Origin of the sequence: Rubinisphaera margarita (assembly GCF_022267515.1) — a bacterium.
In the GTDB taxonomy this organism is placed as follows: Bacteria; Planctomycetota; Planctomycetia; order Planctomycetales; family Planctomycetaceae; genus Rubinisphaera; species Rubinisphaera margarita.
The window spans coordinates 172301-186953 of the sequence record NZ_JAKFGB010000020.1 but is presented as its reverse complement, the minus strand read 5'-3'; the positions used below and the strand labels follow the sequence as shown (position 1 = coordinate 186953).

Genomic DNA, 14653 nt, shown 5'->3' with positions numbered 1-14653 from the left:
ACAGGGAGACAGTCCAGCGCTTATACCATGTCCGACATCTGCGACAACCCCGGGCCGCCGCAACAGCAAAAGCAGGCCCCGGGGGGCGAAAGAAAATTCAGCCCGCCCGGGGGAGAAGGAGATCCATCAGTCCGCAGTCTGTTGGGCAATGCGAAGTACGGCCGGATTCGTGGATTCAGTCACTTCGGTCACCGCGTCAAACGCCTTCCATTTCACGAGCAGCACGTAGGCACTGGCCAGGTCAATGGTCAGATCATCGGTCGTCACCCATCCGCTCGGGATGTAATAAGCCGCTACCGCTGGGTCGAGTGAGTACTTCTCGATCGTTTCCAACGCCGAAGGGAACCGGGACCCGACCGCCGACAGGAGCAGCGGCGAGATCAGATTCTGATCGTAAATCGTATACCCCTTGGGACCGTCGGTCGCTGTCACGCCGCTGTAGCCGTACTCCTGAATCTGAAACTGAAGGGCTTCTCCCAGCAGGGCGACATAGGTTTCGTCTTCGAAGAACATCAACGGGTACAGGTAGACGAACAGAGGGTAATCGATGCGACGAACTTCAAACTGAAAGTCGAGTCCGAACAGCTTGTAGATCACGAAGCCTTCGGAGGAATCGTTCCACCGATGTCGAATGAAAACCGGCTTCCGACTCTCGGCCGGAGCATCGTCGTCGGGCCAGTAAAACCCGTGCAGAAACTGCCCGTTCCGCAGGACGTAGTCGACATCGATCTGATTCCGCGCAGCTCGAATCTCGGCAAGAAGGTCTTCTTCCCCCAGCAGCTCAGCGGCTCGTTCCATTCCCAGATAGAACAGCGCCGTATCGATCGTCGAAACTTCTGAATAAGACTTCGGTGTGGCTTCAGCATCCGTAAAGTGGCTGAGCCAGCCCCGATTCTGCACGGGATTCGCGTTCACCGTCGTATGAAATGCGTTGTACAGTCGCTCACTCACTTCACGTGGATCGCGAAGCCCTCGGGTCGCTGCGTGAGCGAGCGCAAAGGACCCCAGTCCGGTTGCAGCCGAACTGACCGTACTGCGATCACTGGCCCGATCGAGGAACAGACCGTTATCGAGTTGAAGCTGATCAAATCGATTAACCAGATCAACTTCCATGGGCGTCGACATAAACGCGACTGCGAGAATGGAGATCTTGAACATGAATCCTCCCTTGGGACATGCTCGGCATGTGGACCGAATCGGCCGTTTCATTCATTGGAACGGAGCAATAGCCATGCCCGAATCCGAGTCCCATCTGCCGACCGCATGATTAAACACATAATTATACGATTGCGCGTTGCCGGCGTGAGGAATTTCCTAAGTGAAGGCGCCCATTCTCCCAGAATCAAGCGGCATACAATGAACACAGCAGTGAACACCAGGATTTATCCGACTCAAAACCTTAGGAATTGTCCGCATGGACACTCAGGTTTTCACCGGTAATCGCCTTGAAGCGGGCAGCAAGCAGGTCGGTCCAGATCTGGCGGCCGTCGACGACGTAACAGCCCCGTTCGCGGGCTTCGGCTCCCAGTGGATGCTCGCTGCCCAGGCTGGCGAAGTCGATCACGAACAAATCAGGACGCAGATACGACGGATTAAACTGCATCCGGCCCGAGCCTTTCTGCAGGGCCGAGTCGGCGAGGACCACGATGTCGTGGTGGGTATCATAGAGCGATTGAAACGGCACATGCCGGATACCAAGTTCCGCCGCTTCGGCCTGGGCCTGCTTTTCGTCCGGACCACTCAAGCCGATCACTGCCTGACGTTCCTTCAGAATGCTGACCGCTGTTCTACCCAGCCCGCCGTTTCCGATCACGAGGGCCGATCGCCGGTTCAGCATTGTCTCATGCGGGAAGGCTTCCCGGAGCTTCGGCTCCAGTCGGCGGAGGGTGCTGCGACGCAGCGTGTTGAACCCATGCCAGCCGTCCGCCTGTTTCAGCAGCACGTCGAAGAATCCTGTCGCGGCGTCCGCTTCGTTGGCGACATCGATAAAGGAACGCAGACGTGTCCCCAACTCGGAGTTCGCCAGCAGGACGCGAACCTTGAGAATGTCGAACATTTTGCCAAGTCGATCGAGCCTGTCGATCTCAACCGGCAGGCACCTCATGTTGAGTGACACGGCTCGAAAACCGGCGTTGAGCACGCGGACCGTCTCTTCTTCCAACTCGCCGAATCCGGCCACGGCAATGAATTTCGTCTGCCGGTCGATTTCGTTGACGGAATAAATCTCCCGCAGTTCTTCCACGGTCGCCTGCCCGGGGTGATCTTCCATCCCCTTCTCGAGAGCCGCGTAGATCCAGGGCGATTCGTACTTCTGGGCCAGCAGAGAAAACGTCAACTCGGGACGGCCAATCCCCTGCCCCACAATCGGCAGGCCGCGTCGCTGACTTACAGCGGCCAGCAGCGGCCAGGCGTCATCGAGTGTGCGGGTCGGCCAGCGGAACTTGATGACATCGGCCTTGTGCATGACCGCTTCTTCGAACAGCGCGTCGATATCGTATTCGGGACGATCGAGCCTTGTGACGGAAATCACGCGCTGCGTATTCCCGAAGCGGGGCACTTTGGGAGCGATGTCGAGATCGAGCTCGATGTAATCCGGTCCGGCGACAATCGCCTGCCGCAGCAGAGTGAGACGCTCCTCTTCTGTCCCCTGCCACTGACCGCCGTCCTGCTTGCGTTTGCAGGAGATGATGACCGGCTTGCTGACGCCGTCGAGCAGCTCTTTGAAGTCGGGCTCTTTGGCAAGATGATCCAGGCAGAGCTCGATAATGTCTCCCTGACGGGATGCATTCAGCAGATCGACACGAGCGAGGGTCCGTGAGGTCGGCGTAACAGAAATGCAGAGCATAAGTTCGAAATCCTGCTGAGGTCTGTTCCAGAATGCATTCTCGCGTGCGCTAACACTCTACCGATCCCGGGCCACTCTCACCAGATTACGACGCCGATATGTCTGATCGCCGCGACCTTCACAATGGACTTTCCCAGCTCGACTACCTACCCTGCTGCTGAGTTCCCCGCCTAATTGCAAAGCCTGCCAGATGTCTGAAGTCTGTGAATCTCCGTCGGTCGAGAAAGAGATTGTCACGCCGCCGCATGGAGCCGCTCAGGCCTGGATCGGAGTGCTGTTCGGCTTCGTCGCCGCAGTCGGCTATACGGCCGCCAATATCGCTCTGCGAGAAAGTGCCCGCCCCGGTGACATCGACTGGTCGATCTGGATCACCGCTCACAAAGCCGTGCCGGCCTTCTTTCTGACCTGGTCGCTCGTTCTCACCAATTACTTCCGCGGAGCGGTCGCGTTTCCACCGCGTCACCTCGTTCTACCGTTAATCTGCACCGGCATTGCCATGCAATTCGGCGGGAACATGATGTTCCAGTACAGCCTCGGCCTGATCGGTCTGGCGATGACCGTGCCGATCTGCTTCTCGATGATCCTGACAGGTGGAGCCGTCGCAAGCCGCTTCTTCCTGGGAGAACCAATTACCGGCCGCACCCTGCTTGCTCTCGCGTTTCTGATGGGAGCCGTCACGATTCTCAGCTTCGGAGCCGGGGAAGCCTCGCAGGCGATTCTCTCTTCCGCATCCGGCAGCCAGATCGCTCTCGGAATTACCGTGGCGATGATTGCCGGGACCAGCTACGGCGTCTCCGGCGTCGTCATTCGACGAAACGTTCGCAACCTCCCTGTCTCGGCGACATTGTTTCTAATCAGCACCACGGGACTTGTCGGAATGACGCTGGCTTCCGTGCTGCGAATCCCGATGGAAGAACTTCTGGCAACCACGCCCCGCGAGACCGGCATCATGCTGCTCGCCGGCTTCTTCAATGCGATTGCGTTTTACTCCATCGGATTCGCCTATCGGCATCTTCCGGTGAATCAGGTCAACATGATCAACACCTCACAGATCGCAATGGCTTCTCTGGCCGGGGTGATGATCTTCATGGAGCCACTGACCATCTGGCTGATCTCAGGCGTGATTCTGACCATGATCGGACTGATTCTGATGGAGCGAAGGCAGCAGTCGTGAGTGAGTTAGATCCCCTCGATGCCGGTCGGCTTCAGCAGGCCTGCCCCGACTGGACAATCGACCTGCACGCCGAGCTGGACTCGACCAACCGTCATGCCCGCGAAGAAGCTTCGCGATATCAGACGCCCGCAGTGATCATTGCCGAATCTCAAACCGCGGGCCGGGGACGCGGTCGAAACCTCTGGCGATCTCATACCGGCTCGCTGACGTTTTCTATCCTGATCGAGCCGCAGCAGTACGGAATCACCGCAACCGAGACGCCGCTGCTCTCGCTGGTTACCGCTGCTGTCGTCCGCGAAACGGTTAGCTCACTACAGTTGACCTCGGCGTCCGACTATCAGCTGAAGTGGCCGAACGACCTGTATCTTCGCAACCGCAAACTCAGCGGCATTCTGCTGGAACAGACCGGCTCCCAACCGCCACGACTCGTGATCGGGATTGGACTCAACGTCAATAACTCGACGAGAGGGATGCCTCCGGAACTCCGAGAGTCGGCGATTTCTCTCACCGACCTGGCTGGCTGCCCCCTCGACCGAACCGCAATTCTGAGTCAACTTCTGCTGACCATGCAGCGGGCTCTTGAGCAGGAAGACTTCCGCCAGCAGATGTTCCCCGGCATGTGGCAGCGGGACCATCTTCTCGACGATCAGCTCGTAACCATCGAAACCGGCTCCGGCAGCGAAGAAGAATTCCTGATGGGCCGCTGCGAAGGTATCGACGAAACCGGAGCCCTCATCCTCCGTGATCACCTCACAACGCATCGGATTGTTTCGGGCGTTGTCAAACAGTGGACCAACTGATCGGTTCCAGACTCAAAGTGCCATCGACTGCTGAACGCAATACAACAGCAAGAGCTTCGCGGCCTCAATAATCCCAACCTGAAACGTCAGCGAGGGACGCACCGAAATGCCCTCGCTGACGCTTCGGGTTGGGATTCGCTGGGTTTACTCGACGGCGAAAGCCGGTTCTGGGGCTGGCTCGGCCTCTGGTTGCTGGTCGAATTCGATCTGGTGGTGTCCGCCCTGAACCATTCGGCGGGTGATGAAGAGTTCGCCGATCAGCATGGCCGTGACGAGAAACAGCAGGAACGGCCAGATTTCGATGCCGCCCGAAGCCGTGGCCAGGTCTTCAAGGACTTCACCCGAGTTGACCCGCCAGTTCATCCCGAACGCTTCGCGAAACTCCTGCTGAGCTTCAGCAGTGAGCAGAGCCGTCTCCGATTCATCCCGATCCGCAAAGGCATAGAATGGCAGTTCGCTGGCCGATGTCTCGGCTGCTCCATCACAGTCGACCTGCACCTGATAGAGGCCTGACAACTTGAGATTCCCCAGACGCCACGTCAGACGATCGCCGCTGCCGGCCCGTTGAGCTTTCAGTCTCCGTTCATCGGGTCCCAGGACAGTCAGATTCAACGGCTGACAGGGAAGCTGCTGGACGATCAACGGTTCATCGAGTTCGATATTCCGTTGGGAAGATGTCTGCGTCAGACCGAAAATCATCTCGTGCATCAGCGGAACAAATCCCCGCTGACGAACCAGATCCGAGGATTGACCATCGATCGCCATTGAAGAGACGACCAGCTTTCCACGTCCCACGTTCCGTTCGATCAGCCAGGGACGGCCACTGTCGAACTTCGCCCCCGTGGCCGCAGGATTCAACACATCATCGGTATCCGCGGTCGAATCATCGTCGAATTTCTCCGGGGTCTCAAGCAGCCAGTACTCACTAATCAAGACGTCCTGCAGATCGGTCTTCTCCGCATCTCGGAACGGTTCGAGCCAGGCCGAAGAAAACGAGAGCAAATCGAAATGCGAGCGAGTCTCGCCGTCCTCTCGACGGACCACTTTCTCAGCGAAGCGAACCGGGACGACGCGCTGATCTTCAAAACGCCAGCTGTCCCGCAGAACCTCGTAGTCACTCTCGGTCGCATCATGATCCGGCACGAGCACAACCGAGCCCCCGTTGAGCAGGAAATCGGTCAGCATGTCCCAATCGGTGTTCTCATCACCCGGCCCGATCCAGAACAGGACGCGAGTTTCTCTGAGAAGTGCCGCATCGACCTTGCCCTGCGGAATCCGTCGCGAGTTCGCCCAGGCTCGTTCCACATCCGGATTACCGAAGACTTTGGTCAGATAGAAGTCGGACTCCGGTTCCTGCCCCTGGATTTGCTGGGGTTCTTCGCTGCCGGGAACAGCGACGACGACCGGAATCTGTTCGAGAACATCGACCACAATCTGAGCAACGTTATCGCCGGGAAGAGAATCGTCCGGCACCGACGCGGTAATCACATGCGAGCCGGCATCGGAGAATCGGGTCGTCAGCTCGGCGACAACTTCCTCGCCCGGCTTCAACTGCAGGGAATCGGTTTCGCGGCTCAACTGCTGGCCATCGACCGACCAGACGAGCTCCACGTCGGCTTCACTTTTCGATCCGCTGTAACCGACCAGTGTGGAGACCGAAACCACGGTATCGGTCACAGTCATATCGCGATTCAGTTTGAGCTTGCCAACCTGGAAGTTCTCGAACTGATTCATCGTCGGCGAACCGACATCGATTCCCGCCAGTCCAATCGGAACGGCAGCCGCCTGCCGGAGTTTCAGGAACTCGTTCCAAGCGGCGCTGTCGGGATTCTCCCAGGAGATTGCCTGCCGATCGGTCAACACGACGATTTCGCGACGGGTTGAGAAGGATTGCGTCAACAGCTTGCACGCTTCCGTCACTCCGGCAATCAGATTCGCAGTGCCGTCGGGCCGCTGTAGCTTCTCCAGTTCGAGCCGCGCTGTGGCGGTGTCGGTCAACGGAGCCGGCGTGAGCAGATCAGGCCTCGACCGGGCATCAATAATGGCGACGCGATCCACAGCCGTCAGATTATCGAGCAGATTATGCGTGTACTGAATCGCCCGGGCGTGCGGTGTGATCGCTTCGCCAGTCCAGCCCATGCTGTAGGAACCGTCGATCACAATCACCAGATCGATTGGCTCTGGATACAAACTGCGGATAAACGTGTTCCCTTTGACGAACGGCCTCGTGAAGACGAGCACGAGCAGACTGATCATCGCAATTCGCAACAGGAGCAGCAGCAGGTCGCTCAGTTTAATCCGCTGACGGGTCCGTTCGCCCAGTTGCAAAAACTGCATCGCGCCCCACTCGACAACGTCGTACCTCCGCCGATTCAGCAAGTGCACGACAATCGGAATCGTGACTGCCATCAGGCCGGCCAGCATTCCGAAATTGAGCAGAGAAAACGTCATGCGATCACATCATCCAACAACGAGAGCCCGACCACTTGCCGACGATTGATCAGCACACGTTCCCGGTTGGCGCGAATACCGTGAACCTTCGAGTCGAGAATATAACGTTCCCGAGTGGTCGAAGTGTCGCGCAGGTCGTGGAGATCGGCCTTCTCAAGAATCAGATACCGATGGTCGGCCGCCAGAAGCGTTCCCACGCACACATACATACTCTCCAGGTCGAGGACGACCTCTTTGCCGAGGTATGGCTGCAGAAGAGATTCGTTCTGATCGTCCATCGGGAACCGGGAGAACTCGTGGAAACGGCTGACAGGGCAACGGTTCCCTTATTCTCACAATCCAGCGAGGAAATGGAAGCGAACGATCGGTGATTCGCCCCCAGAAGCACGGGCCACGCAGTCGTTTCGTTGGGATGTCGACCGGAAGAGGCGAAGCCGCGCCCCCGCATGACCGCTCACGATCCGTAGTGAAGACATCAGCGAAGCGGTTGCGTCAGCGCATGAAAAAAGTCGGCGGTGCGGCGAACTGGCGAATCCCTGCCTGCATGTCTCAGGCGGAAGGATCAGGGTCGGGAATCGCTACCGCATCGGGGCCGTTCCAATGGGCAGGGATTACGCCAGTTCTCGAGGAGTCGCACGCGCCGACCAGCCAAGTGGGCAGCCTGGCAGAAAGCGAAAGCGGGTCACATGGAAATCTCCAGATGACCCGCGGGGTATCGTTCAGCGATCAGACGACAGAAGCGCGGGAATTTTTGCGGCTCGTCGCTTTAGGACTGACAACTTCCTCATCTTCGACGCGATCGCCGCGACGGCATTCGACTTCAGTAGTCGCCGACGCCGAGTCATCGCCCTCGGCTTCTCCCGCTTCGACCAGTTCGTAGTTCTGGGAGAGCTTTTCGTCGAGTTCACCCCGCATCACGCGGACATGGCTGGGGGCGTCGATTCCGAGTTTGACCGATCCGGGTCCTGTGCGGATGACCTTGATCACGATATTGTCACCGATTTGAATCAGCTGAGATTTTTTCCGTGTGAGAACCAGCATCTTTCGTCTCCTTTTCGATGGCGGCAGCCGTTCGGGCCCCGCCCTTCCTGTTTTTTAAGTCTCTCGTCCAAGTTTCCCGGGGGCTCCTTACTTCCCGTCGGGAACGAAAGATGTCTTTTGCAGACGTCGTGCCAAGGAACTCGAAGATTTTCGAGAAATGCGCCACATAAAGACGCAACTATCTGACACCACACATCTTGCGACCACTCAATCCAGCCCGTGCAAAAGTTCAAAAGCTGTTGAAGAGTGTACCTCTTACAAAACCCAGCGGTTCGAATTGCAGATCTGGGACGCGGCGAAGCCGTCTGGATGGCAATTTGGACAATGCGGCGGGCAAAAATCGGCACGATCCCTGCGACGCGGCCTTGAAAGTTTGACGTATTGCTTTATATTCTGCCGACCTACGGACAATTCCCATTCATAAATAGTTGACGACGCGGAGCGAGAGGCACGGTCAGCCATGAGTACTCATAAAAAGCACAAACGGGAAAAACGCGACAAACTGCGAGAGCTCTACGGGGACAACACCCCGGCCAAGGGCAATTCGCTGTCTCAGCGCGGTAAGCCCAAGTACCTCGGCGGTAACGGCCGGAAGACGACTGGTATTACGCGTCGCTACTTCCGCAAGAACCTGCAGCGGATTCGTGTCGTCGAAGACGGCAAGGTCGTCCGTCGCTGGGTTCCCGTGAGCATGATTCGCGCTGGCCTCATCCAGAAGCCAGTTGTCCGCGAACCGTTCACGATTCCGGATGTTCAGGACAACGCCTGATAACCTGCCAACTGCGGAGAGGGAGAATGTCAGATCTATCGCTGGATGATGTTCGGAAAGTTGCCGAACTCGCCAACCTGACGTTCTCCCCCGACGAACTGGTTCAGATGCAGGGCGACATGCGCGCCATCCTGGACTACGTCGATGTCCTGCAGCAGGTCGACACCGCTGATGTCGAACCACTCGCTCACCCGATCGAAGTGCAGAACGCCTTCCGGGATGACACGCCGACCGAGATGCTGACGCTCGAGCGGGCGCTGCAAAATGCTCCCAAGACCGATGGACGCTATTTCATCGTGCCTGCGATTCTTGACGCTGCGGAATAGCCGGCTGTCTTCATCGCTCTGTTGATAACGTCTCCTCTGCCCGTTCTTCATCTGTTTTTCATCATTTGAACAGGACATCCAGCGGGCTCCCGTCTTGGATCGTGGATTTCCCCTGATTAGAATGGAGATGGACGGCTTTGAGTTGCCTTCCACTTATTCTTCTCCGTGAGAGGGCAGCGCATGTCAGACGATCGCCAGAAGGGAACCGACTTTGCCAGCAGGCCGGCATCAGCCGGATGGGAACAGGTTACGTGTTCCGCGGTCCCCCAGTTGACCCTCGGAGTCTGGTTCAAGCCGGCCACATTTCCAATGGGTGTTGTCCTCGCCTTTCCTCAGGGAGTGAACCGGGCTCAGTTCCCACAGTTGACAATGCGGATGCTGCTGGATGCCATGCGACTGGAACCGTCCTCGATTATTTCCTGGGCGATTAACGGAATGACGTTCGACGCGGCTCAGGGAACGAACCCGCTGCTCGATCAGCCGCTGCCTCCGTCGATGCCGGGAGCAGACCCTCAGATCTACGTGATGTGTGCCGCTCCTGTGCCTGTCGCCCCACCGATGCCGGTTGCCCCCCCGCCAATGGCCGCGGCTCCCATGCCGCAGATGGCCCCTCGCGGAGCGGCTCAGGGCATGAACCGCCAGCCAAGTCCGCAGGAGCTGGAATGGCTCGACGGCATCGACGCGGAATGGAATGCGAGCCTGAACATCGAAGCCGATCTGCACCGTCAACGGAAACGGCTTGTCGACATGCAGAGCAAGCTGAAGACGCTCAACCGGGATCTGAATTCGGATGAACGGACCTATTCCAGTTCGCAAGACAAGAAAGACTGGCAGGACGCTCGTCGCTGGCTCCGCGACTGTTCCACGAAGCTGTCCCGCAATCTCAAGGATTACGATATCGGCTTCACCAGCGCGGCCGGTCAGCGAACCTGGTTCGAAGAAACATACAAGGCCTACGTAGAGACGAAGTTGCCGTTCGAAGGCATGGAGCAGGCCTTCCGGGACTACCAGATGTATCACAAGTCGCTGCAGACATTGAATACAAGCATCAAATCGGCCGTGCAATACGCAGCACAAAATGGGGAGCGTCGCGCCCAGCGGCTGATCAGCCAGATTCAGGCAAAGGTTCGGGAAGGCAACGCCAAGAAGAACTTCCTGGGCGTCATCACCGGGAGCTGACCGGTGCGATTCCGGTTATTCGGCCGGCGGGTTCCTGCCTGGCCGAGTTTCACGGCTCACTTTGCTTCCATAGTGGACACGCGCATAAAATCGCGCACAATAGGCGTTGGCTTTCTCCATCGTTCCCCGTCGGCATCCGTGCCGGGTTGTCTCATTGCGGCAATCTCGGGGCACTGTTGGAATTCCTTCATCGTGTCCTCAGGATCGACTCACTCCGATCCTTCGCTTTGAGTATTGGATTTCATGTCAGGCCACGGCAGCGATCCAACCCGGAATTCACTTGCTGACGACTCCGTCTCAAGCGACGTCGAGTTGTTGATCAGCAAGACTGGCCGTACGTTTCCGCTCCGCGATGGAGTGACAATTATCGGCCGTCGCCGAGGCGAGTCCGATCTCTACCTGAACCATGCCAGTGTTTCCCGTAAACACTGCCTGATCGAGAGATCGGGAGAGAAAATTGAAATCCGGGACCTCAACAGCCGGAACGGTGTCTTCGTTAATGGGATGAATGTCTCCAACGCGAAGCTGAAAATCGACGACCGCATTGTTGTCGGGGCGATCGCTCTGCGGCTCGTGCCGGCAACAAGCAATGCCGAACTGCGACTCTCCGATCAGGAAGCGGGAAAGACCGCCTACGATGGAGCGTCGCTCTCCGGATCGTCCGCTGGAATGGCGACACTCGACGCCAGCGACGAGGAACTGGATCTGGTCAGCGGGAATGACCTTTCCGACGAACTCCTTCCTGACCAGATGGCCTGGTTCAGCTACGACGAGGACGACATCGAGCCCGAACCGGTCGCCACTCCCAAACTGCCCGCGCGAGTCCGGCAGTCAGAACTCGAAGATGACGAGAAACCCAGGAAGCAGCGTAAGAGACAAAAACGCTCGATCGAGATCCCACCCGTTGCTGGTCAGGTTCTCGAAGCCATTCGCAGCCCGGAGATCCTGAAGAAGCTCGTAATTCTGATCGTGATCGCGGTCGGAATCGGGTACTACATGTCGTTGCCGGACGCGAATGCGGAGGCCCGGAAGGTCTTCGTGCGACTCGTGGAGATTCATACGGACATGCAGGAGATGCGAGATTCCGGAGCGCCGGAAGCCCGATGGTCCACATTCGCGGCCACCGTTAATGCGGAACTCCCCCAACTCCAGAACAACCTCGATACCGCTCGACGGGATCCGAACAAGGCCGATACGTACCTCGGACTGGCGATCCGGGACTGTCTGCCGGTGATGCTTGATCAGGGAATTGACGAGATCACTCCTCAGGAGCGGCAGTTTGTCGACCACCTGCAGACGGCCCGTGAGATTTTGGTCGGCGAACGATGAGCAAAGGAAAAGCCCCGCCCGGAAAACCGGACGGGGCTCATCTATCATCAAGGGGCTGCTTCCTCCCCGTTACAGTTTGCTCATAATGCTCAGCGCGATCGCTCCAAGACCGGCGATCACCGTCAGAGGAATCGAGGACCTCATAATTCCAGCGGCACAGATAAACCACGTGATCCCCGAAGCGATCAGCAATCCACCATGAATCCGATTCGTCGTGGTCGTTAATCCATCGGCGACAGACTCAACCGTGATATCAGGCTCCGAAAATGTCAGCACCCGAGCGGAGGAGAAATCGTCTCCCATGAGCTCGAACAGTCCTGCTCCGACAAACCAGAAGCCACACAGCGCCACCAGTGCGGCGAATGTCGAACGCATGGCCGGACTCATGGTTCCGTCAAGCGGCGGATCGGGCGGAAAATAGTCCCGATCGAAGTGGCGGGAATAATCGTTGGCAGGCTGATTAGTACTCATAGGAATCTCCCCGAGTGCGTAAGAATTTCGACACTTGGTATCTCAACCAGTAGAGCAACTCCCGCGCCGAAATCTCGACGTCTGCATTTTCCCGCATCCTGCGGGTCCTTCCGGTTCGTTACGATTCGGTCTGAGGTATCCCGTCCCTCAGACTGAGCGATGGGAACTCAGGTTTCACGCCCCGGCGGAAGCGAACGACTTGGGCGGCTCACACTATCCGCTGAAGGTCTTCTCCCATACATTACCGCCTGTATGCGTCCTGCCTTCCTGCCCGTATCCCCATCTGTTCACCAGCTATTTTCACCATGGCACTTGTCAGTTTCAACAACGTAACGTTCGGATTTGAGCAGCCGCCGCTGTTTGATGACATCAGCTTCGACATCTCCGACGGCGATCGCATCGGCTTGATTGGCCGCAACGGAGCCGGAAAATCGACTCTGCTGAAGATGATCGCCGGCGAAATGGAACCGGACACCGGCACCATTATCCGCTCGCCGGATCTCCGTGTGGTTCGTCTGCTGCAGGAGGTCCCCCAGGGAATGCAGGGCACGGTCGATTCTGTGGTTCGTGAAGTGACGATCTCGCAGGACAGCAATCAGGTCGAAGCGGAGAGCTGGGAACTGGACCATCGCGTCGACAAAGTGCTGACCAGAATGCAGCTCGATCCGACGTGGGACTTCTCGGCTCTGTCGTCGGGAATGAAACGTCGCGTACTGCTCGCGCAGGCACTGATTCAGGAGCCGAATCTGCTGCTGCTCGATGAACCGACGAACCATCTGGATATCGAATCGATTCGCTGGCTGGAAAAGTTCCTGAGCGGTTACACCGGAGCACTCGCCTTCATTACCCACGACCGGCAATTCCTGAAGTCGCTGGCCACCCGGATTGTCGAGATTGAACTGGGACAGATTTACGACTGGACCTGCAGCTACGAGAAGTTCCTCGAACGGAAACAGGCGGCCGCCGAAGCCGAACAGAAGCAGCAGGAACTGTTCGACAAGAAGCTGGCCGAAGAAGAACGCTGGATCCGTCAGGGCATCAAAGCTCGACGCACCCGCAATGAAGGACGCGTTCGGGCTCTGAAGAAATTGCGTGAAGAACGAGCGGCCCGGCGGAAGAAAGTCGGCAATGTTCGATTGCAGGTCGCCGAGTCAGAACGTTCCGGCTTCCTTGTCATCGCGGCCGAAGATGTTTCATTTCGCTACAGCGAAAAGCCCGTCATCAACGATTTTTCAACAGTCATCACGCGGGGAGACAAGATCGGCATCGTCGGCCCGAACGGCGCGGGCAAGACCACGATGCTGAAGCTGCTGCTCGGAAAACTGGAACCGAACGAAGGTTCGATTCGCTACGGCACCAAACTGGAAACGCTTTACTTCGACCAGTTGCGGGAACAGATCGACGAAGAGAAGACTGTTATCGAGAATGTCGGCGAGGGTCAGGAACAGCTGGTCATCAACGGGGCTTCGCGGCACATCTACGGCTATCTGCAGGATTTCCTGTTCACACCGGAACGAGCTCGTCGCCCTGCCCGTTATCTTTCGGGAGGCGAACGCAATCGCATGCTGCTGGCCCGGTTGTTCAAGCGGACATCGAACATGCTCGTGCTCGACGAACCGACCAACGACCTGGATGCCGAGACGCTGGATCTCCTTGAAGAGATGGTGACGAACTATCAGGGAACGGTACTACTCGTCAGCCACGACCGGGAGTTCCTCAATAACGTCTGCACCGGAATCCTGGCCGTTGACCGTGACGGGACGATCCTCGAATTCGACGGCGGCTACGACGATTACGCCCGCTATCAGGAACGAAGGTCCAACGAGGGGCCGACGGATTCGGCAAAGACGACGAAGTCGAAGGCAGCCACGCCAGCCGCGACTCGACCGGCAAAGTTGACGTACAAGGAACAAAAGGAGCTCGAAAAGCTGCCGGAGCAAATGGAGAGAGCCGAAGCCGAGCAGGCCGAGCTGCACGCACGGATGGCCGATCCGGCCTTCTATCAGCAGACTCCGGACGAGATCAAAGCCGTGTCCGATCAGCTCAAGGCTGTGGAAGCCCGCGTGGCCGAACTCTACACCCGTTGGGAAGAGCTGGAAGAACGGGCGTAGCTCGACCTCTTCAGCCAACGAGTTTTCCGAATGGCTGGACCAGACGTGCACGTCTGGGTGACGAGGCCACAGGAAACGGCCGCTGATCGCGGAATTAACACTGACAATAGCAGTTAACAACCTCTTGTGGCTCTGCCACTCATGGGACGCGAGCGGT

Annotated in this window: 13 protein-coding genes; 7 read left to right on the top strand and 6 right to left on the bottom strand. The window is 57.7% G+C overall.

What is annotated here, in order from left to right; translation table 11 throughout:
- Positions 1 to 126 precede the first annotated feature (126 nt).
- Both L1A08_RS19415 and L1A08_RS19410 read right to left on the bottom strand, forming a co-directional pair.
- On the bottom strand, positions 127 to 1158 hold the full coding sequence (locus tag L1A08_RS19415) for a hypothetical protein (RefSeq protein WP_238758191.1): 1032 nt from the start codon (positions 1156 to 1158) through the stop codon (positions 127 to 129).
- Positions 1159 to 1399: 241 nt separating this feature from the next.
- Positions 1400 to 2845 carry a bifunctional type I 3-dehydroquinate dehydratase/shikimate dehydrogenase gene (locus L1A08_RS19410; RefSeq protein ID WP_238758190.1) on the bottom strand — a complete coding sequence of 482 codons (1446 nt, stop codon included), beginning with the start codon at positions 2843 to 2845 and terminating at the stop codon, positions 1400 to 1402.
- Positions 2846 to 3035: 190 nt separating this feature from the next.
- On the opposite strand from L1A08_RS19410, the gene L1A08_RS19405 reads away from it, so the two are divergent.
- Together L1A08_RS19405 and L1A08_RS19400 are read left to right on the top strand one after the other, a co-directional pair.
- Positions 3036 to 4019 (top strand): DMT family transporter, encoded by a 984-nt coding sequence (locus L1A08_RS19405; protein ID WP_238758189.1) that lies wholly within the window; start codon positions 3036 to 3038, stop codon positions 4017 to 4019.
- Entirely contained in the window at positions 4016 to 4819 is an 804-nt protein-coding gene (locus L1A08_RS19400) for a biotin--[acetyl-CoA-carboxylase] ligase (protein WP_238758188.1), read from the top strand. The genes L1A08_RS19405 and L1A08_RS19400 overlap by 4 nt, the downstream gene beginning before the upstream one ends.
- Before the next feature lie 144 nt (positions 4820 to 4963).
- On the opposite strand, the gene L1A08_RS19395 is transcribed toward L1A08_RS19400, so the two are convergent.
- The 3 genes from L1A08_RS19395 to L1A08_RS19385 form a co-directional block, all read right to left on the bottom strand.
- Positions 4964 to 7270 carry a BatA domain-containing protein gene (locus tag L1A08_RS19395; RefSeq protein ID WP_238758187.1) on the bottom strand — a complete coding sequence of 769 codons (2307 nt, stop codon included), beginning with the start codon at positions 7268 to 7270 and terminating at the stop codon, positions 4964 to 4966.
- Entirely contained in the window at positions 7267 to 7548 is a 282-nt protein-coding gene (locus tag L1A08_RS19390; protein WP_238758186.1) for a hypothetical protein, read from the bottom strand. The genes L1A08_RS19395 and L1A08_RS19390 overlap by 4 nt, the downstream gene beginning before the upstream one ends.
- A gap of 448 nt (positions 7549 to 7996) precedes the next feature.
- Positions 7997 to 8311, bottom strand: a complete 315-nt coding sequence (locus L1A08_RS19385; RefSeq protein ID WP_238758185.1) for a carbon storage regulator — start codon at positions 8309 to 8311, stop codon at positions 7997 to 7999.
- Between the two features lie 460 nt (positions 8312 to 8771).
- Here L1A08_RS19385 and L1A08_RS19380 point away from each other — a divergent pair, with 460 nt between their 5' ends.
- The 4 genes from L1A08_RS19380 to L1A08_RS19365 all read left to right on the top strand — a co-directional run bounded on the left by L1A08_RS19380 (position 8772) and on the right by L1A08_RS19365 (position 11914).
- A complete protein-coding gene (locus tag L1A08_RS19380) occupies positions 8772 to 9080 on the top strand; it encodes a L28 family ribosomal protein (protein WP_238758184.1) in 309 nt (102 codons plus the stop codon).
- A gap of 26 nt (positions 9081 to 9106) precedes the next feature.
- Positions 9107 to 9406 (top strand): Asp-tRNA(Asn)/Glu-tRNA(Gln) amidotransferase subunit GatC, encoded by a 300-nt coding sequence (gene gatC / locus L1A08_RS19375; RefSeq protein WP_238758183.1) that lies wholly within the window; start codon positions 9107 to 9109, stop codon positions 9404 to 9406.
- A gap of 180 nt (positions 9407 to 9586) precedes the next feature.
- Positions 9587 to 10585 carry a hypothetical protein gene (locus L1A08_RS19370; protein WP_238758182.1) on the top strand — a complete coding sequence of 333 codons (999 nt, stop codon included), beginning with the start codon at positions 9587 to 9589 and terminating at the stop codon, positions 10583 to 10585.
- A gap of 315 nt (positions 10586 to 10900) precedes the next feature.
- The gene (locus L1A08_RS19365) at positions 10901 to 11914 is read left to right on the top strand and encodes an FHA domain-containing protein (protein ID WP_238758181.1); all 1014 of its coding nucleotides are present in this window, start codon (positions 10901 to 10903) and stop codon (positions 11912 to 11914) included.
- A gap of 69 nt (positions 11915 to 11983) precedes the next feature.
- Here L1A08_RS19365 and L1A08_RS19360 read toward each other — a convergent pair whose 3' ends face one another.
- Positions 11984 to 12385, bottom strand: coding sequence for a hypothetical protein (locus L1A08_RS19360; RefSeq protein WP_238758180.1), 402 nt, complete (start codon positions 12383 to 12385; stop codon positions 11984 to 11986).
- Between the two features lie 305 nt (positions 12386 to 12690).
- Here L1A08_RS19360 and L1A08_RS19355 point away from each other — a divergent pair, with 305 nt between their 5' ends.
- Positions 12691 to 14496 carry an ATP-binding cassette domain-containing protein gene (locus L1A08_RS19355; RefSeq protein ID WP_238758179.1) on the top strand — a complete coding sequence of 602 codons (1806 nt, stop codon included), beginning with the start codon at positions 12691 to 12693 and terminating at the stop codon, positions 14494 to 14496.
- Positions 14497 to 14653 lie beyond the last annotated feature (157 nt).